This window comes from Paenibacillus sp. FSL K6-2524, assembly GCF_038005525.1.
In the GTDB taxonomy this organism is placed as follows: domain Bacteria; phylum Bacillota; class Bacilli; order Paenibacillales; family Paenibacillaceae; genus Fontibacillus; species Fontibacillus anaericanus.
In genome coordinates this window covers 5340107-5360824 of record NZ_JBBOSP010000001.1, presented here as the reverse complement: position 1 = coordinate 5360824, position 20718 = coordinate 5340107, and the positions used below count along the sequence as shown (strand labels likewise).

The 20718-nt window shown below is 37.2% G+C and carries 15 protein-coding genes; 11 read left to right on the top strand and 4 right to left on the bottom strand.

Features of this window, described 5'->3' with window-relative positions; genetic code table 11:
- Positions 1–400 precede the first annotated feature (400 nt).
- The 6 genes from NST85_RS24900 (at position 401) to NST85_RS24875 (ending at position 8182) form a co-directional block, all read left to right on the top strand.
- Entirely contained in the window at positions 401–925 is a 525-nt protein-coding gene (locus NST85_RS24900; RefSeq protein WP_341190679.1) for an exodeoxyribonuclease X C-terminal domain-containing protein, read from the top strand.
- Between the two features lie 149 nt (positions 926–1074).
- Positions 1075–2199 carry an MBL fold metallo-hydrolase gene (locus tag NST85_RS24895; protein ID WP_341190678.1) on the top strand — a complete coding sequence of 375 codons (1125 nt, stop codon included), beginning with the start codon at positions 1075–1077 and terminating at the stop codon, positions 2197–2199.
- Between the two features lie 15 nt (positions 2200–2214).
- The gene (locus NST85_RS24890) at positions 2215–3588 is read left to right on the top strand and encodes an ABC-three component system protein (protein ID WP_341190677.1); all 1374 of its coding nucleotides are present in this window, start codon (positions 2215–2217) and stop codon (positions 3586–3588) included.
- Positions 3581–4129, top strand: coding sequence for an ABC-three component system middle component 1 (locus tag NST85_RS24885; RefSeq protein WP_341190676.1), 549 nt, complete (start codon positions 3581–3583; stop codon positions 4127–4129). Before NST85_RS24890 ends, NST85_RS24885 begins: the two co-directional genes overlap by 8 nt.
- Positions 4126–6981: an SMC family ATPase gene (locus NST85_RS24880; RefSeq protein WP_341190675.1), complete on the top strand. Its 2856-nt coding sequence runs from the start codon at positions 4126–4128 to the stop codon at positions 6979–6981. Before NST85_RS24885 ends, NST85_RS24880 begins: the two co-directional genes overlap by 4 nt.
- 28 nt (positions 6982–7009) lie before the next feature.
- Positions 7010–8182 carry a phospholipase D family protein gene (locus tag NST85_RS24875; RefSeq protein ID WP_341190674.1) on the top strand — a complete coding sequence of 391 codons (1173 nt, stop codon included), beginning with the start codon at positions 7010–7012 and terminating at the stop codon, positions 8180–8182.
- Between the two features lie 751 nt (positions 8183–8933).
- Here NST85_RS24875 and NST85_RS24870 read toward each other — a convergent pair.
- The 3 genes from NST85_RS24870 to NST85_RS24860 are packed head-to-tail and all read right to left on the bottom strand — an operon-like array spanning position 8934 to position 11359.
- Positions 8934–9389 carry a heme-degrading domain-containing protein gene (locus tag NST85_RS24870; RefSeq protein WP_341190673.1) on the bottom strand — a complete coding sequence of 152 codons (456 nt, stop codon included), beginning with the start codon at positions 9387–9389 and terminating at the stop codon, positions 8934–8936.
- A gap of 14 nt (positions 9390–9403) precedes the next feature.
- On the bottom strand, positions 9404–10594 hold the full coding sequence (locus tag NST85_RS24865; protein ID WP_341190672.1) for an MFS transporter: 1191 nt from the start codon (positions 10592–10594) through the stop codon (positions 9404–9406).
- 33 nt (positions 10595–10627) lie between these two features.
- Positions 10628–11359: an IclR family transcriptional regulator gene (locus tag NST85_RS24860; protein WP_341190671.1), complete on the bottom strand. Its 732-nt coding sequence runs from the start codon at positions 11357–11359 to the stop codon at positions 10628–10630.
- A 232-nt stretch (positions 11360–11591) separates the two neighbouring features.
- Here NST85_RS24860 and NST85_RS24855 point away from each other — a divergent pair, with 232 nt between their 5' ends.
- The gene (locus tag NST85_RS24855) at positions 11592–12179 is read left to right on the top strand and encodes a hypothetical protein (protein WP_341190670.1); all 588 of its coding nucleotides are present in this window, start codon (positions 11592–11594) and stop codon (positions 12177–12179) included.
- Between the two features lie 467 nt (positions 12180–12646).
- Positions 12647–16168: an alpha-amylase family glycosyl hydrolase gene (locus NST85_RS24850; RefSeq protein WP_341190669.1), complete on the top strand. Its 3522-nt coding sequence runs from the start codon at positions 12647–12649 to the stop codon at positions 16166–16168.
- Between the two features lie 234 nt (positions 16169–16402).
- Here NST85_RS24850 and NST85_RS24845 read toward each other — a convergent pair whose 3' ends face one another.
- Positions 16403–17614 (bottom strand): sugar efflux transporter, encoded by a 1212-nt coding sequence (locus tag NST85_RS24845; protein WP_341190668.1) that lies wholly within the window; start codon positions 17612–17614, stop codon positions 16403–16405.
- 389 nt (positions 17615–18003) lie between these two features.
- Here NST85_RS24845 and ahpC point away from each other — a divergent pair, with 389 nt between their 5' ends.
- The 3 genes from ahpC to NST85_RS24830 all read left to right on the top strand — a co-directional run bounded on the left by ahpC (position 18004) and on the right by NST85_RS24830 (position 20632).
- Entirely contained in the window at positions 18004–18567 is a 564-nt protein-coding gene (gene ahpC, locus NST85_RS24840) for an alkyl hydroperoxide reductase subunit C (protein ID WP_341190667.1), read from the top strand.
- 13 nt (positions 18568–18580) lie between these two features.
- Positions 18581–20107, top strand: coding sequence for an alkyl hydroperoxide reductase subunit F (gene ahpF / locus NST85_RS24835; protein WP_341190666.1), 1527 nt, complete (start codon positions 18581–18583; stop codon positions 20105–20107).
- Between the two features lie 195 nt (positions 20108–20302).
- Positions 20303–20632: a hypothetical protein gene (locus NST85_RS24830; protein ID WP_341190665.1), complete on the top strand. Its 330-nt coding sequence runs from the start codon at positions 20303–20305 to the stop codon at positions 20630–20632.
- The last annotated feature ends 86 nt before the right edge of the window (positions 20633–20718 follow it).

Sequence of the window (20718 nt, the reverse complement as noted above, 5' to 3'; positions counted from 1 at the left end):
CTTATAATTATGTGAAGTAAAAGGAGAAATGGACTCTTTATTTTCTATGCCAAATTTATAAAATATCAGGTTCTGTAATTGAATAATATGAACATATTTCTTGAACTGATTATACCACTTAATGAAAATTTTTCTTGTATATTGGGGAATGGATATTCAGTTTATGGTAATCACCATCAGTTTATTACGGTTACTCTCAGATACTGAGGATTGCTAACTGGTTTCTCCAACAACATACTTTCGAACTGAGCTTATGATAGGGCATGACTTTTGATTTCAAAATACAATGATTTTTTTATTTGTGGATAATCATGGGGATTTTGGCAGGGATGCTTATTCCTTTGTCGAAATATTATACATTGGTTAATGTCGGTTAATGTCAGAAAAGTGAGGTTTACTAATGGAAATGACAATGACATTTGGTAAATATAAAGGTAAAACTATTGAAGAAGTGTACCGAACGAATCCTAGTTATTTTTCTTGGATGAGAGAGAATGGCATGACAGATAAGCTTGAGTATCAGGAGTTTGTAGAAACGATTCCTTATGAATATCCCGAGCAATTTGAATGGGAGGTCGATATCCGAAGTGGGTATCAGTGCTGGAAATGTAAGAAAACGATGGACATTTTTCTGGTGTTTAATCCTGAGATCGAGAATGAGCTAAGAAATGGGTATCCATTAATTAGCGATCTTGCTTACAGTAAACCAAAATCGTTAATCCCTTTTGCAAAAGAATACGGAGTTCAACTTGAGGAACGTTACAGCAAGGTAACAGAATCAATGTATGTCATGCATATCTGTCCTCAATGTAAAATGCATCAAGGAGATAATTATGTTGTTGAAGATAATGAACAGAAAACTGATCGCATAAGAAGGATGCAGATTGTTTTTGGTCATGGTGTTTGGAGAGAAAAACAACTATAGCGTCTCTATATGAATTTTTTCTGTTGCTTGAGAAGTAAAAAAGACTATTAAACAAATTAAGGATGAGTCCAATATATACTTCGAGAATTGAAATGTTTCCGGCAAAAAATGGTGATACATTTCTGGTTAGTTGCTTTGGGGAGTCAAATGTGAACATTCTTATAGATTTGGCTTACCTCCATACGTATAAGAATTATGTAAAACCTGTTCTTATAAATAAGAATAAAATTGGTGAATCTCTAGATTTAATGGTTGTTACACATATCGATCAGGATCATATTGCCGGTGCAATATCCTTTTTAAAAGAAAACGGGACTTGTGAAGCACCTAATATAATTGAAGTGAAGGAAATTTGGCACAATAGTTATCGACACTTATCAATTAATCAGCATGAGCATCAACTAAATAAAACGGAAAAAGAATTGATTGAGCAAAAAGTTGTTTACGTTGAAAGAGACTTTGATAGTAGGACTCCGATAAGTGAAACACAAGGATCCAGGCTTGCAGGTTATCTATATTTGAATGGGTATAACTGGAATGGATCTTATAGTGGTAATGCCGTTTCTTACAATAAAATTCCGGTATTTCTCGGTAACGAATCCGTTAAACTTACCGTACTTTCTCCTACTGATATTGAGCTTAATGACTTAGAAAGAGTGTGGAGAAAAGAACTGCGTCGAACCTTTCCACGGATGCCATTAACATCAGATCAATGTTTTGATGACGCTGTAGAATATGTTTCTGAATATCTGGAACCCAAAGGGGTCGGTGAAGTTAGAACGAATGTATCAGCGACAGATTCAATAAAGAAGTTGTCAATGTCGCCATTTATTGAAGACGGTGATGAAATTAATGCTAGTTCCATTACTTTTATTTTAGAGCATAAGGATAAAAAAATGCTTTTTTTAGGAGATTGTCTACCCTCAATAACTATTCGGCAACTTAAAGCTCTTTTTTCTACCACAGAGGTACCGCCTTACTTTGATTTAATTAAAGTTTCTCATCATGGGAGCCAATTTAATACGAATTTGGATCTCCTCAATATGATTGATTCAAGAAACTACTTAATATCTACTAACGGTTCAGGTCACGGGCATCCTGATAAGGAGACCTTATCCAGAATAGTTGCTAGAAAATCTACTTTTACAAGGAATTTATTTTTTTCTTATCCCACTCTTGCGGCAATCTCAATGAACAAGGAAGAATTGAAGAAGGAATTTAACTATGAAGTATTTTACCCGAGTACTGAAGAGAGTGTAATAGTACACCTATAACTAGGAGGAACATGAGTGAATCAAAATGATTTTAAATCTATTGCTAAAGTGCGTTGTGGGAGTAAGAAGGGGACTGGCTTTCTAGTAAATGAAACAACTTTGATTACAGCCAGACATGTTATTGATGATAACTTAGATCCGGACGAGTTAAAACCTGTGTTCATTACGTTTGAAAATCATAACGAAATACAGGCGACGGTTGTTTATCCAAATGAACCTTATGTAGGGATAGACTTTTCGATTTTGTCATTACCTGAAGGGGTTGGATATTCTCCTACACTACCACTAAGTATAGAGGGTCTTGAACTAGGTGAGAACTGGCAAGCCTTTGGATTCCCAGATACTCAGAGAGATAGAGGTCAACCCTTTAAAGGAAGTATATTACAAGTGTTTGATGAGAGTTGTATAGAGGAATGTGACTTTGATTTGGATTTATCTTGTGAAATTCCTAAAATAACAGATCCTAGATTTATAACTCATGGAGCATCCGGATCACCTATAGTAGTTAACCGTGCGATAGTCGGTATTATGAAAGATAAACCACCTGGTGGAGGAATTATCGGTGCTACTTCTATTAAACGCTGCCTGCCAATACTTAGGTCAATGAATATAACCGTTTCTATTCGAGATATAAGTTACAGCAAAATGGAAAGTTCAAGTGCCCTTAATGTAGATGGCATGACTATCTTTGAGAGTCAATATGATTCGGAAAAAGAAATCGTTATAAGATTAATTGAAGACTTTCCACCAGAAACTCACCCTATCTTAATAGAGAGTTTAGTTCAATCCATAGACAGTATTATAGAAACAGAGCCTGAGAAACTTCGGACATTCTTTCAACGCTATAGACATCCGTTTAGTAGTTTGAGTGCTGATTCAGGCATAGAGCAATTACTTGAGTTAATAACCATTTTGAGATGTGGATTTAAAGAGTTATGTTTCGTTCACAATGATTTAAATGCAAATTTGAGTTTAGATGAACATGAAGATATTTTTGCATACCTTATTTTCTCCACCAAGAGACATGCGAAAATGCCTGAACTTGTACTAGATCTTTTTCGTGAACGAGTATCAACACCATCTGGAAGAAGAGAGCTTCGTCGTGGGGAAGCCCTTTTCCCCTTCCCTTTAATACTGGATAATTGTAGTAAAAACAAAAAAACTAATCTATGTAGAAGATGCCAAAATGAGTTTTCTTTTGAAGATATTTTGATTGATTTCACTAAGGTTAATGAGCAAGGATATTTTCAGGGGTTAGAAGAGAACAATTATAAAAGTCTGAACGAAACAAAAGTACTGTGCGGTGACTGTATTAGAACTTTGTACAATCACGTAACTAACGTAGAAGAATTAGAGTTTCATGTTAGGGAGATGAATAATCTTGATTGAAGAAATTGTTGAATTCTTTGAGAAAAATGGATTTATAAAACTAAATCAGCTTGATTTCAATTATTTAAATGCAGTGTGTGTTTCAACTGAGCAGATTTATGGTTTTGCTCAGTTTGAAACCGAAGCTGAGTTGAGAGGAAACTGGGAAAAAGCTGCTGATGAATTAGCTGTTAAATTGCAGAGTCGTTTGATTAAAGAGCTTCATATGCTTAAATGGGATGTTTATCTTATGGTTATCATCACACAAAATCAAATTGATACGTCATATAGAAAATTGATTGAGAATGACCGGCACTATTTTAGAAAAATTGTTATTACAAAAAATGACGATCCGTACATAAACAGAATTCCGTTTGTACTTGATTTAACTAACAATAAGGAACTACTCATTTTTAATGATAACGAATTTTTTGAAGAATTCCGAGAGTGCCTGCAAAAATCAACATTAAGTAAGTTGCCTCAGGACTTCTTTAACCCTAAGTTAACAGCTGATCAATTGATTGATTTTTTTAGTTCAATTAAAAAGGATGATTTAAATTGAAGATAAGATCATTGAAAATATGTGGGTTCCGAGGATTTTCTGATGAAACTATTTTCCATTTTAATGATGCAAAGGTAATATTACTATATGGACCAAATGGGCATGGAAAAACATCAGTGTTTGATGCTATTGAATGGGTGCTTTCAGGAGAAATTCACAGATATAATCAAGCCACTGACGAAAGAAACAGAACCCGATTCATTAGGAATATGCATACGAGTCCGTTACAAGAGACGTATGTAGAATTAGATCTTATTGCCTCTAATGGGGAGATATTCAAAGTAAAGAGAACATGTACTGCCAGACCTCAGGATATGACGGATTATGGAAAACATGAATTGGAACTTCATTGGTCAAAGCCTATTGAAGGAAGAACCAAGTTTATGGATGCGCAAGCGGAGTATCTGTTAAAAAGACTATTAGTAAAAACAGCTTGGATTGAAAAAGTTGAAGTTTCCCGTGGACTACATCTCACTCATATTTTGGGGCAAGAGAAATTAAATGAATTTCTTCGAGGAATGAAAGACGGTGATAGATACGATTCTCTTTCGTTGCTGTTTGGAACCGAGCATTTTCTGAAATATAAAGATTTATATAATGAACTACTCAATAAAATAAACGATCGAGTTCATCAATTAGAAGGTCAAATTACTGAAGGTACTCGAAAGAACACAGAATTAAAAGCGTCCATTGATGAACTGAGTAAAAAAGTTTCTGATCCAAATCAGAAGCTTTTGAGCATTTCCCTTAGCGAATATAAGGACAATTTCTCAGCTCCTGAAAACTTATTTGAAAAAGAGGATTGGAACGCTTTAATTCCATTAATTGAGAAAGAAACCGAGACGCTAAAACAGAGAAGATATGATTTAGAAAATAGGGAACGGCGTATTAAGGATCTAGAAGATATTAAATTAAAGTGGCTAACCGACTTGGAGAAACTAACCATAGAAGTAGGCAGATTGGAAAAATTAAAAAATCACCGTAATGATTACAATATGCTTAACTTGGTTTCTAGCCTGACCAATCGCAACAACCAATATGAGGAGTCTCTTATTTTCATTAAAGATAAGAACATAGAAATCGACAGTACTAAACAGGCAATCGAGACAATAAAAGCTTCGGTGCACATATCTGACAACTTCATAAAAGTAGTTACAGAGAGCATAGAAAATTTAAGGAACAATAAATATGACTTAATCAAGGATGTCCAAATTACACATGAGAATTTTATATGGAAATCTAGAACATCGGAGCTCTTGAAAATTATTAGTGTAACTCAATCTTCTATTGTAGATGTATCGAGTATCCATGCTAGTACGAGTAGCTCGCTGAAACTTTTAGAAGAATCCGTTTTAGCGTTACATGGTATAGATCAGAAATATAAAAATTTTCTAAGTAGCTTATCTGATTATCTATCCGTAGAAGAGGAGATATATAGTTGCCCTGCTTGTGGAACAGAAGGGATTAACAAGCCACAATTACAACTACGAATTCAATTGGAACAAGCCCAAATTCATAATGAATTACCTTTACTGGAACAAAAAATTAAAGAGATGAAAGATAAATTTGAAAAAGAGAAAACTAAATTAAATGAATTGAATTTGGATATTGAAAAATCCTATTTAGAGATCAAAACAATTCTAAAAAGCGCTGAAGAAGAATATCAGAATAAGAAAGACCATATTTTAAAAATGGAAAAAGAAATACAGAATTTGAGTGCTCAAATAGAATTAAGGAATAAATTTATTCAAGAATACAATGAGGGTTTACTGAGAATTGGATTAAATGAAACTGTAGAAAATAAAATGGGCAAATTACTACAGTTAGAGCAGCAATTTGCAGCAAAATTATTGGTACTAACAGCAGAGGAAAAAGCCGATTTACCCCAAGAAATTAAAAAAACTGAAGAAATTATTACGGAAAATCAAGTTTTTGTTGAATCCTTTATAAGTAAGCTACTGCTTGCGGGTGCGCCTTCGCAGGCTAAACAGTGGAGCGTTGAGGAAATAGAGGGTTTTATTCAAGATGCTTCGAAAAATTTACAGAGTGATAAAGAGAAGCTGATTCATCTAGAATCAGTAATTATTAAGTCGATAACTGCAATAGAAAATGCTAAAGAAGAATTGTTATTAAAGACACGTCAAGAAGAAATGCGTGTGCAACAGAATCACTTAGAGCATTTAGACCAACTTAAAAAAACAGTTCATGAAGATCAAGACACTATCAAAGATCTAATTAACAATGTTAAACCAGCTGTTGATCAATTAAATGAAAAAATGATTTCTGAATTATTCGATACCATTCAGAAAATCTTCTCCCGGATTAATTCGCATCCAGTTTATAACCATATTAATTTTAATAAAGAATACAGGCATAGATCTTACAGATTACTGATTTTAGTCTTAACTGGATATCTTGAAAATCAAACACAGGCAAATGCAACATACATATTCAGTTCAGCACAAATTAACTCGATAGCACTATCTTTTTTTATGGCTATGGGCTTACACCAACAGTGGTCTAGTCTACAACTTATGGGTATGGATGATCCAATCCAAAGTATGGATGAGATTAATGTTTTATCACTAATTGATTTAATTCGTTTATTTATGGAAAAGTATGATAAGCAGTTTATTATTTCAACTCATGATTATAGTTTTTACCAAATGATGTTGAAGAAATTTAGAAATCAAAATATTGCAGTAATTGAGTATGAAGGATATAGCGAAAAAGGTCCGCTTATAAAGCAACAAGTTAGTGAAAACTCAGAAATAGAGAATGTATTGATTATACCTGCTGAAGACCCAATTTCGATATCCAAGTTATTAGAACTTAATGATGCATCATTATAACAAGTTTACATTTTAAGAGGAGGTACTAATGGCGGTAAGTTTAGTATCTAATGATTTATTGGATCGTTTTAAAGGATTATTAGATGAAACTGAGAATGAATTAAATATTATTTCTCCATTCATTGGTACGCAGACCGCTACTCTATTGGCAGATTGGCTAACATTGAATCCAACCATTAATTGCAACATTATTACCAGATTCTATAGGGAGGATTTTGTAGAGAGAGTTAGCAGCATTTACGGATTAGAACGCTTGCTCCATGCAAAGGCGAAAATTTATGCTTTAATCGATTTGCATTCCAAGCTTTACTCGTTTGATGCCCACTCCGTTATCATTGGTTCAGCCAATTTTACACAAGGTGGCTTTTTATCTAACCACGAGGTCTGTGTCATAATGGATGATGAGCCTGAAATATCTGAAAAGGTAAATGAATACTTCTACGATTTGTTAGATCAGATTCAATTGGATGGTAATGGGGTTGTTACTCAAGAATGGATTGATGAAGAAAAGAGGCATGTCCCTCATTTAGCCGCTAATCAACGGAATAGAAAGGTCACCTACTCTAATATTTCAAAAAAGGGTGCCGTTCTAAAGAAAATGGTACATCCTGACTTGTTTGAATCGATCTTTGAGAATTCAAATGATTTTGATAAGGTAACTGGTTACTGGTTAAAGTTCGAAGGTACTGGTGAAGATCGTATTCCTAATGATTATAATTATAAGCAAATGAAAGGTGAACGCAGACGTACTCAAGATGTCACTTATTTCCCGCGAAAACCAGGAAGTATTCAAAGTGAGGATACGCTTTTCTTAACTATTGTGAGTTATGATGAACAGAATAGGCCGACCCCTATGATTGTTGGATATGCTAAAACAAATGGATTTAAGAAAGAGAACGTAGTAGACGATAGTGACCTTAAAGATTTCCCATGGAAATATCGCTTTCCGTATTATGTGGAGTTTACAAGCGGCAAGGTAATTAATGCCCCAATCAAGTATGGTATTCGATTAATTGATGTTTATAACAATTTGGGTAAGGTAACATTCCCCTCATTGAGAAAACGTAGAAATGTCAGTCAACGGACTTTGCAAAGTATGCATTTTAGGCGCTCTCATATTAGGATTACTCAAGAGGCGTATGACTACTTAATGAATGAATTAAATGAACGATTTCGTACTTATGGAGAAATCATTTTGTAATTCTTTCATAGTGTAAGTAAATAGGCCTGATAAGATGTAAATAAGTTTTAGATACCAACTTTAATGTGAATATCAGACACAAACTTTAATGTCACCATGTGTTTAATGCCCTTTTCCTAGACACCAACTATATTGTAATTTTAGATGAGGGTTGATAACTGAGAATTCGTTGATTTTACTGTTTTTTTCAGAAACCAACTATAATGTCACTGAACATAACTGTCTGGTGATATAAAAGTGTGGAACCAATAAAAAAACTCGTGAACCACTAGTCAGTCCCGATGATGAAAACATTATCGGGACTTTTTTTATTTATAGGGAGAGGGGATACTGTAGCTTTGTAAAAAAGATTGAATAAAGTTTGGTACAAATCACTTCTTTAGTTATCCTACGTTTAACCTCGAGACATATTATCTATATTGAGGTAACTGGACAATAGCTCAAATATCATCTCAATGATGAGATAGTGGAAAGCTATAGATCATTGTCAGATTTGGAAAAGCAATTGTAGGTTTGAGTTTTATTATTGAAATCATTGGTCTCGTCGGAAAAGGTTTAAGAGCAGTATTCAGCCAGCCAATAAAACTTTTTGATATTCAAAGCAAATAAGGCATGAGTCCGGTTGAATACCGAACTCATGCCACATAAAGACATACTTTTATAACTGTCTATTTGATAGGTAAATGTTTAGTTATAGCCAGGCTTTGATAATTAACATGGCGTGTTCGATAACCATTCGTTCATCAACTCCTTATTTACTTAAAAAACGTCTTACTCCCTCGACAGCATAATCATGATCAAGTTGAGCCGTAAGCCCTGCTACGGTTACAGTGCCAATTACGCCTACGTCTTTAATGCGAATAGGGAATGAGCCGCCTACAGCTTGATAATCTGATGATTGAAGAAGAGAGCTTTCATCATGGGTCGTTCCCTGTTTTTCGAATCTTGCTGCAATATAATGAGAGCTTCTATTGTAATGATCCACTACGCGTTTTTTTCGATATAGCCAAAATACATTTTCTTCAGAAGTACCATCCATTAGATGGGTGAATAAAGGTACTCGATTACGCTCAATATGAATAGCTACTGCTTTATTATTTTCCTTTGCATAATTAATTAATGTCATACCAAGGTTTAGAGCATCCTCATGTGTAAATGTTTCAAATTGTAATTCCCTTTCTACGTTTTCTAGTTGTTGTAAGTTCATAAATAAACTCTCCCTTAAAATAATTTTTGTTTTTTATCTAATTTATAATTTAGTACGGATAGAAGAAAGGCGAATGCCACCATAATTGCACCAATCCATGCCGTGTCTAAATACGTTAAATAGTCTACTGCTAATCCACCTAAGGTAGATCCTGCAGCGATCCCTACATTAAAGGCTGATATATTTAGTGCAGATGCAATCTCTTTTGCAGAAGGAACCAATTTTTCAGCAAGCATTACAATGTATGCTTGAACTCCTGAAGACATCATGAATGCAAATAAACCTAACAAAATAATTGATAAAATACATAATCCTTTACTAGGTAGTAGTATCATTTGTAACAAAAGTACGATACCTTGGAGTAAAAAGACGAAGCGTAATGATTTAACTGGATGCTGATTGGCCATTTTCCCACCTATTATATTTCCAATGGCAACGGCAACTCCATAAACTAAAAGCAATAATGAAATAGATCCAGCTGAGTATCCACTGATGTTTTCCAGTATAGGGGCGAGGTAAGTAAATAATGAAAAAGTTCCACCAAAACCTAATGCGGTCATTAATAGTGCCAGTAGAATTCGTTTATTTTTCACTAGTTGCCCTACATCTTTAAGAGTAGGAGGATTTGTTTGTCTGTTCACCTTATCAACGGCAAATATATTTACGATTAGTCCAATAATGCCGAGTATAGCTACCGCACCGAAAGTAGCGCGCCAACCAAACTGTTGTCCAATATAAGTCCCCATTGGAACACCAGCTATGGTTGCTACTGTTAATCCGGTAAACATAATTGAAATAGCTGTTCCTTTTTTGTTCTCTGGTACGATATCGACAGCAACTGTAGCTGCTATTGCAAAAAATACACCGTGTGCGATAGCAGTAATAACTCGTGAGAACATTAATATTTCATATGTTCCTGCAATGGCCGAAACTGCGTTACCTAAAATGAAAACCATCATTAAGAATAGTAAAAATCCTTTTTTCGGAATACGCCCTGTAATAGCTGTTACACTTGGAGTTCCAACAGCTATTGCTACTGCATAACTAGAAATTAAAGCGCCAGCTTTTGTCACCGAAATAGATAGATCATCAGCAACTGTTTGAAGTAAACCGACAATGACGAACTCGGTTGTTCCAATGGCAAAAGCACTAATGGCCAAAGAAAATAATGCAATGTATACTTTTGTTGACATCTCTTTCATCATAATCCCCTTCCTCATATTTTAGGGTGCTTTCCATCAAAGCATTTTCGAAATACGTGAACTACATTGAATAAGTTTTTTGCTTAAAGTTCTATCTAATTTTTTATTCAACCGAAGAGCTGGACCAGATATCGCAACTGCTGAAATCATATTTCCCTCAAAGATGACAGGAGCAGCAATACAGCGTAAACCTATTTCTGTCTCTTCGTCATCTACTGCGTATCCTTGCTTACGAATGACCTTTAGATGTTCTTTTAATAAGTGCAAGTCTACAAATGTATTTTTTGTATTTTGTACTAATGTCAATTCTTTAAGGATTTCATCGAGCTTGGTTTTATCTAAAAAAGCTAATATGACTTTTCCTAGAGCACTTAAATGTACAGGAGCCCGGTCACCAACCTCGGAGTGTGCCCTCATTGAATGAGTGCCATCAACAACTTGTGCGGTGACTACTTCCGTACCATAAAGGATTCCAACATAGGTTGTTTCTCCAACTTCTCTACTCAGCTCATATAAAGGTGGAACCGATAACCAATTTGCTTTTGAGTTAAAGGAAGTAGATAAAAAACCCATCTTTTTAGTAAGACTATAGGAATTATCAATCTTTTTAACATAGCCCATTATTTCAAGGGTATATAACAAACGAAAAGCTGTTGATTTATTAAATGAGAATGTTTGTATAACTTCACGAAGTGTCATATTCTTTTCTTGCAAAGCATCTAAAATTAGAAGTCCTTTTTTCAGTGTAGCTACTTCGTATTGCTTCAATGGATTCACCTCTCTTTCGTACGTTGTCCATAATAAAATATTGAGAAATAAGATTCAAAAAAAGAGAAAAAGTTTCTATATTTGAAACAAAACCTTTGAATAACGATAGTATTTTTTCTTCATATAGATTTAGCATTCAAAATATAAAATAAATTATTCACCCTTGATGGAATATAAATAGTGGGGGATGGGTCAGTCTTATATAGTAAAAATATGGGGGGGATAGGTGATCATGAGATCTTATTATAAATTATTACTCGTTATGGCCTTTTTTATTTTATCTGCGTGTAATTCATCAGAACAATTAAAGCCGATCAAAGAAGAAAGTATTGATTTCGATATAAAAACTGCCATTCAAATGGTTGAGAAGAAGGAAAAAATCATTATTGATTTAGCGTTGAGAGAAAAAGTCTCAATAACGGAGTATGAGGAATTAGAGAAATCTTTTGACGAAGAGTTTGGAAAGTATTCTAAAGATATTCTATCTATCTTTTTTCTTAATACAATGGAATCCGTGCCCGAGTCGGAGTCTGGTATGTATATAATACAGGATACATTTTACCCAACTGTCTTCCATGAAGGAATAACTGTAACAAATGCGGTCATTGATAAGAGTTACTACGAGAATGAATTTTTAAATTTAACTAGATTAAGGATTATAGAAGAATATGTTGGTAATGATGAGAAGTTAAAAGATTGGAAAAGAGAATATATACTCACCCCAAACGAAAATGGGGAATGGGAGATTCATGGATTTTCTGGGGTGATAAATTTCTCGGGAGAAGAATATAACATGAATTATTTAGAGTCAAAGAAGTAAAGAATGAGTAGTTGTTAAGTCGTAAAAATAGCTGCCGAGACTTTCTCGACAGCCTTGTACATATTAACTAATATGTTCTCCCTTATGTTATAAACTTTGATTGATACGGTAGTTATTCATAAACTGTTACAAAGCTAGCATTTAAGATGTATACCTAGAACCTTCTGGTGAATGAAAACGATTGAACTACGTAATTAGACCTCTAAAGATTTAAATTTATAGTCTAAAAGATGTATTGACCAGGAAAAGTTTGAAGCCTATAATCGGAAACAGGGAAAATTCATTATATATGGATCTAATTGTAATTTCATAACTTCTTTTCAGCTCTATTTGTAAACGCATACAATGATATTTTTCCATGCTTCTACGAAGGAGGAGATTGATAATATCGAGTAATTTTTTTTCTTATAATTGCAAACGTTTGCACGGAGTGATTTGTACTTAAAATTAATAAGGAGGTTTTTTATTTGCTACGAAAACAATCAAGGCGTTTTGTTTCTTGGTTAGTCATTTTTTCGCTTTGCTGTAGCTTATTCGGATTATCCGGTGGGGCTTCGGCTAGCAACAATGATTATACAGTCACCTATACAAACTCTACAGCGACTGCTGTAACACTACATTGGACCTCGAATAACTGGACGGATATTATGGACACAGCCATGTCCAAGAATGGAACCACGTTTACGGCGAATATCAATGTCCAGGAGGGCGCCACACTTATTTATTGTTATCACATCACGGCGCCAACGGATAGTTGGGATAGCAACGGAGGCAAGAATTGGACGGTTGTTATTCCGGTTGCTGGGAAATACGAAGCTGAGAGTGCTAGCTTATCAGGTGGCGCAACAATAAATACGAATCACACCGGATATTCGGGAACTGGTTTTGTTGATGGTTACACAACTACAGGAGCGACGACCACTTTCAACGTTCAGTCTTCCGCTTCGGCGGACTATAATGCCACGCTCCACTACGCCAATGCGACCGACAGTGCCAAAAAAGTTACCATTTATGTGAATGGAGCAAAGGTAAAGCAGATCACTTTGGCGAACTTGGCAAACTGGGATGCATGGGGTGACCAAACAGAAACGCTCTCCTTACAGGCAGGGAATAATACGATCGCTTACAAATATGACACCGATGATACTGGAAATATCAATATCGACTATGTGACCCTTGCGGCCGGACCAACACCAACACCAACACCAACACCAACACCAACACCAACACCAACACCAACACCAACACCAACACCAACACCAACACCAACACCAACACCAACACCAACACCAACACCAACACCTACCGTAACACCCACGCCGACACCAACAGTAACGCCTACTCCTACGCCAACTCCGGCGGGTTTAACGGTTCATTTTAAGAAACCATCAAGCTGGAATTCATCGATCCGAATCCATTACTGGAATCTAAATCCGACAACTGTTCCAATAAGCGGAGCGTGGCCGGGAGTTCTAATGAATTCGGACGGAAATGACTGGTACAGCTATAGTATTGCCAACGCCACCGGCACAAGCCTTATCTTTAATGATGGTAACGGCAAACAGACTGCCGACTTGTCCCGCAGTGTGAAAGAGGGATGGTATAACGCTGATAATGTGTGGTATGACGCTAATCCGGAGATTCCCAAGATTCCCGTGATTTCAGTCTCGTTAGCGCCGAAAACATATGATTCTGCACAAACCGTGAAGCTTTCAAGTGTCAACAGTGACGATAAAATTTACTATACGACAGACGGGTCGACACCTACGACATCCTCTACCTTGTACACCACTCCAATCCAAGTATCATCTACTATGACTATTAAGGCATACGGGGTTAACTCCATCGGTCAAGCAGGCAGTGTAGGCTCTTTTGCTTATGTCATTGACCTGAATATCGATCTGCAAGCCCCAACCATAACAGCGAATTTGCCTGTTGGGAATTCAAGTTCAGCGGTTACCGTATCTTTTAATATAAAAGACAACAAGACCGCAACGACAACAGCTTATTACACGGATAATGGTACGGAACCAACCACTAGCTCAAATGTCTATGTCTCAGGAAATGTTTTAACTGCTTTGACAGGACCGTCCATCCTTATCAACAAGACCACGACACTGAAGTTTCTTGTGATAGACGGTGCCGGAAATGAAACTAAACAGAGCTTTGTCTATTCTATTGGAAATAAGGGCGATTTCCGTGAAGACACCATTTACTTCGTGATTACTTCCCGATTCTATGATGGCGATCCGAGTAACAACGTGCATGCATGGGATGATACCAAGGCAGGAAATTCGGATTCAGACCCAGCTTGGAGAGGTGACTTTAAGGGACTGATCCATAAGCTCGATTACATTAAAGCCCTCGGATTCAGTGCTATTTGGATTACGCCTGTTGTGCAGAATGCCAGCGGTTATGATTATCACGGATACCATGCAATAAATTTTTCCAAAGTAGATCCAAGGTATGAATCAGCGGGAGCTTCTTATCAGGAATTGATCAATGAGGCTCACGCCAAGGGGATAAAGGTTATTCAGGATGTCGTCGTTAATCATTCTGGTAATTTTGGTGAAGAGAATTTGTTACCTATGTTCAAGAAAGATCCAACTGCAGCGGACACTGTGAATAACATGATCAAAATTACGGATAAGCTGCCAGCTAACTATGATACCATGACCCCTGATCAGCAATATCAGGCAAGACTCGCAATAATGAAAAATGCGGAGACCAACAATAACATGTACCATACCGAGAAAAGTCTTTCCTGGGAATCTTACACCGTACAGACAGGACAGATTGCAGGAGACGCGGTGGACTTGAACACGGAGAATCCTGTAGTTAATGAGTATCTAATTGACAGCTATAATCAATATATAGACATGGGTGTTGATGCTTTCCGGGTCGATACTGTGAAGCATGTGAGCCGGTTTATTTTTAACAAGTACTATGTTCCTGCTTGGAAAACAAGAGGGGGCTCAAACTTCTTTGTATTTGGTGAAGTGGCTACTCGGTACAGAGATGTGTGGAACAGTGGGATTCCAGCAATATCGACACCATTTTATACTTGGAAAAGTTCGAAATCCTATCCGGGCGATGGCACAAATGATTACGCTTCTAATAAGTTGTCAGTAGAACAAGAGTGGGCAGATAACTCTACTACAGTAGGACAGCCAACCTCAAACAATGCTTTTTTAATAGGTAATAATTATCATGCCCCTGACTATTCGATGAAATCAGGTATGGATGTCATTGACTTTCCTATGCATTGGGCGTTCAAGACTGCACAGGAAGCATTCAGTATGAAGAGCGGGGATCAATTTTATAACGATGCTACCTGGAATGTTACTTATATTGACTCCCATGACTATGCGCCTGACCAAGCACCAGAAAATCAAAGATTTGCGGGGACACAAGACACTTGGGCTGAGAATCTCGCTTTGATGTTCACCTTCCGAGGAATACCTGCGATCTACTATGGTTCTGAAGTTGAATTCAAAAAAGGATCAGTCATCGATGTAGGTCCAAATGCACCACTCAGTTCAACAGGGCGTGCTTACTTTGGAGATCTCATTGAGGGTAGTGTTACGGTTCAAGATTACGGTAAATATACCAATGCTACCGGCACACTTGCGGATTCATTGAATTATCCTTTGGCAAAACATATCAGACAACTCAATTTAATCAGAAGAGCTGTCCCAGCCTTGCAAAAAGGCCAATATTCTACAGAGAATGTAACGGGTGATTTGGCATTTAAAAGAAGATACACCGACAGTACGAAAGGAATTGATAGCTTTGCACTGGTTACAATTTCGGGAAATGCTACATTTACCGGAATTCCGAACGGAACCTATGTGGATGCGGTAACTGGCGATACCAAGACTGTTACGAGCGGCACGATTACTCTGATATGCTCCGGCAAAGGAAATGCAAGAGTATATGTATTGAACGGTAACGGTGGAATTGGAGTGACAGGAACCTACCTGAAGTAGAGTGAATATCCATATTATTACCTGTGTTTAACGCAAACTTCATGGCACTTCACTATTCTTGAGATGATTTGAAAATGCCTAATCGCAATAATAAGTAGACAATGCTAAAAGACCACGGAACCTTGGGAATAGGTTTCGTGGCCTTTTAAATTTATTCTTTTGGCAACTCTTTTGGAGAGAAAGCTCCTTACGTTTCATCTCGGTTTAATCAATTCACAGGAGTTAAAAGGCGGATTAAACCGCTAATTTCTGTGGTTCATTTCCAGAGTGACGTCCGCTTACCACAAGCATGATTGTAGAAATAATGACGAGTATTAAACAGAATACAAATGAATAACGGTAGCCTACAATACTGGCTAATCCCCCGCCAACAAGACTACCAATTAATCTTCCGATCGTTGATGAATTAGAGTAGAGCGTGGATGCATACCCAGGCATGCTTGGAAGCAGATCCTGGATGTAGCTAATGCCAATCGCTGAAATGACAGCAACAAAAACAGCGAGCAGAATTTGGGCTGCAAGCATCTGCCACATCGCTCCTGAGAAAATGACAACGAGATAATAAGCTCCTCCTAGAATGGCCCCACACATCATCAAGATTCGGTTACTGTACTTTGCGCTGAGTAGACCGAGCATAATCATAAAAGGGATTTCTAGCGCAGCGCAAATACTGCTAATTAGACCGACATCACTTGTCGTTCCCCCTAGATTGTTTGTAATAAAGAGGGCGGTATTGAGGCTGCTCGTCCAGTGAGCTATATACATGAGTATGAGAATCAGAAAAGGAATCAGAATATTACGGTTCTGACTCAGCCGGAAACTGGATACTTTTACTTCAGCAGTACTGGTTTTTAGTTCTGTATTTGATTTGAGAAATAGGAAAATAAGTAAAGCAACAAGCAGGAAAACTCCGATCGTACCCGAGAATATCCCCTTAAACCCAACAGCGGCGATTAGCAAGGTGCCGATTAAAGGACCTGTTATAAAGCCGAGAGAGAAAGCAGATCGCAAGGTAGAATTAGCAAAGGCATGATCAGTAAAATCGCTCTTAGTCACTGCTTCTCTAGCAATGGCGAATAATTGAGGCATCCCTGGTGCACCAAGGGCGGTGAACACAATCATGTAAATGAACAAGATTGTAAAATCCTGAATGATCAAGTATCCGCAATAAGCAAGAGCATTACAGAGCGTGGCGACAAGGTAAATGCTTTTTCGGTTCAAACCGAGGTCAGAGCGTCTCCCAATTAGAGTACTGATCCATATCCCGGCAATTAATGTGGCCGCTAGAAAAATACCAAATATCCCGACTGAAACACCAAGTTGTTCAGTGAAATAAATCGATAAGAAGGGTACGCTAAGTGAAACGCCCATTCCCTGTAGAAACATACATAAAAAAAGTAAGGCATAAGAGGGGATGGAAAATAGTTCAGTGAGTCGTTTGATCATAATCGTAATGTTACTCCTCTGTGGTTGTTTAGATAGTCAATCTGATTATAGTATACTTGAAAAAGACAGTAACAATATATGCGATATTTGACTGAAACCTTATCATTTAAGGGAGGGGAAAGGAGGGAAAGTGACGGAGAGTAGAGAATACTAATTAAAACTGGTTCGGCGTGATTCAAGAAATGAATACTCTGATGCACTTAGCAGCAAAATAAATGATGAGTTCACTATTTTGTAACAGTTCTCAGATTAGAATCATTATAAAATAGCTTGACTTATTCCGTTATTTAGTTGAGAATGATTATTAACAAGTGTATTCAAATTGTTTTGTTAACAGCTCAAGAATATACTATCAACTATAAAACAAACTAAAAGGAGATATAAAAAACATGTCACTAATTGGAACAGAAATTCTACCATTCAAAGCAAACGCATTTCAGGACGGCAAATTCATCGAGGTTTCCGAAGAAAATTTCAAAGGTAAATGGAGTGTAGTATGCTTCTATCCAGCTGACTTTACATTCGTTTGTCCTACAGAGCTTGAAGATCTACAGAACCAATACGAAACTTTAAAGAGCCTTGGAGTTGAAGTGTATTCCGTTTCAACGGATACTCACTTTACACACAAAGCATGGCATGAAAGCTCTGCTGCAATTGGTAAGGTTAAGTACATTATGATCGGTGATCCTTCCCATGTGGTTTCTCGTAACTTTGATGTCCTGATCGAAGCTGATGGTCTAGCTGATCGTGGTACATTCATCATTGACCCAGACGGTGTGATCCAAACTGTTGAGATTACAGCTGGTGGCATTGGCCGTGATGCAAGTACTCTTGTAAACAAAATTAAAGCAGCGCAATATGTTCGTAACCATCCAGGTGAAGTTTGCCCAGCAAAATGGTCGGAAGGCGCAGAAACACTGAAACCAAGCCTAGATCTTGTAGGTAAAATTTAAGGTGGTAATATAAATGGCACTAGATCAAGAAATAAAAAACCATTTAGTACAATATCTCGGTCTTTTGGAAAGTGATATTGTACTTAAAGTTAGTGCAGGCGCCGATGATGCATCTGCTGAGATGCTTGCTCTGGTAAATGAACTTGCCAGCATGTCTTCTAAGATCACGTTGGAGCAAACAGAATTACCTAGAACACCAAGCTTTAGTGTCAATCGTATAGGTGAAGACACAGGTGTAATATTTGCTGGAACACCATTGGGACACGAGTTTACTTCATTAGTACTCGCTCTACTACAAGTTAGCGGACGCGCTCCCAAGGTTGAACAGAATGTAATTGATCAAATCAAAAGCATTCGTGGCGAATATACATTTGAAACTTATATCAGCCTAAGCTGTCATAACTGTCCTGATGTTGTGCAAGCTCTTAACTTGATGAGTGTCCTCAATCCTGGTATTACTCATACGATGATTGACGGTGGAGCATTCAAAGAAGAGGTTGAAAGCAAGGATATTATGTCTGTACCAAGCGTTTACCTAAATGGTGAATTTTTCGAAAGCGGTCGTATGACCGTTGAAGAAATTCTTGCTAAGCTGGGTAATGCTCCAGACGCATCAGAGTTTGATAATAAAGCTCCTTATGATGTACTTGTTGTTGGCGGTGGCCCAGCAGGTGCAAGTGCTGCGATTTATGCGGCACGTAAAGGTATTCGGACAGGTATTGTTGCTGAACGCTTTGGCGGCCAGGTCAATGATACATTGGGCATTGAGAACTTTATCAGTGTGAAACATACTGAAGGTCCTCAGCTCGTGGCGAATATTGAACAACAAGTGAAAGAGTACGACATTGATGTGATGAAACTTCAACGCGCTAAGCGTCTAGAAAAGAAGGATCTCATTGAAATCGAACTCGAAAACGGTGCTGTTCTCAAGAGTAAGACAGTAATCCTTTCGACAGGCGCACGTTGGCGTAATATGGGTGTACCTGGTGAAGTAGAGTTCAAGAACAAAGGTGTGGCTTACTGCCCGCATTGTGACGGTCCTTTATTCATCGGTAAGGATGTTGCGGTTGTTGGCGGCGGTAATTCAGGTATCGAGGCGGCAATTGATCTTGCTGGTATTGTGAAGCATGTAACCGTTCTTGAGTTTGCTCCAGAGCTTAAAGCTGATGCTGTTTTACAAGACCGTCTTTACAGCTTACCTAATGTGACTGTGCATAAGAACGTTCAAACCAAAGAAATTACCGGAACGGACAAAGTCGACGGTATTTCCTATATTGATCGTGAGACAGGCGAAACACATCATGTTGATTTACAGGGTGTATTCGTACAAATCGGTCTTGTTCCAAATACAGATTGGTTAGGTGACACAGTTGAACGCATTCGCGGAGAGATCGTTGTTAATAGCCATGGTGCTACGAACGTTCCTGGCGTGTTTGCTGCCGGCGATTGTACCAATGGTCCGTATAAACAGATCATCATTTCAATGGGATCTGGCGCTACTGCGGCTTTAGGTGCTTTCGATTATCTAATCCGAAATTAAGCGGTATTTTTTTAAAAGTAAATTGCGATGGTATACCCCTTTAGATATGATTATCTAAGGGGGTATTTTTATGTCTAACAGGTGAGGGTGACTTTTTAAAATACTATCGTTGAAAAAAGAAACATAATAGAAAAATATAGAGATTTATGATAGTGTTTCTACATACATATATTAGCATTAAGAGGGAAAAAATAGATGGAGGTAGATATGGAGAATATACAACCAGAATTCAGACGAGGCCACACAGTAGATCGGAATGGCTGTGCAGTAGCCTCATTTATTTCAAGTCTAGTGGGCTTATTTTTATTTGTTATCTTGTTAGTTAATGATGTTGATGATATCCCAGATAGTATATTTATAGTATTGTTTCTACCCATGATTATCCTACCTATTTTGGGAGTGATATTTGGTTCTTTGTCTTTTAACTCCATGAGGGGTAAAGGAATGGGGATAGCTGGATTTGTTATAAGCGTAATTTTACTTTTGCTTATCTTTCTTCTATTGATTGCTGGTAGTATGGTATAGAGCGATCGCCGCATAAGTTATAATTTTTTCTGTTACTTCTGCTTTTGATGATGTCGAGTTGTACAAGCAGTAAGATATTTAATTAA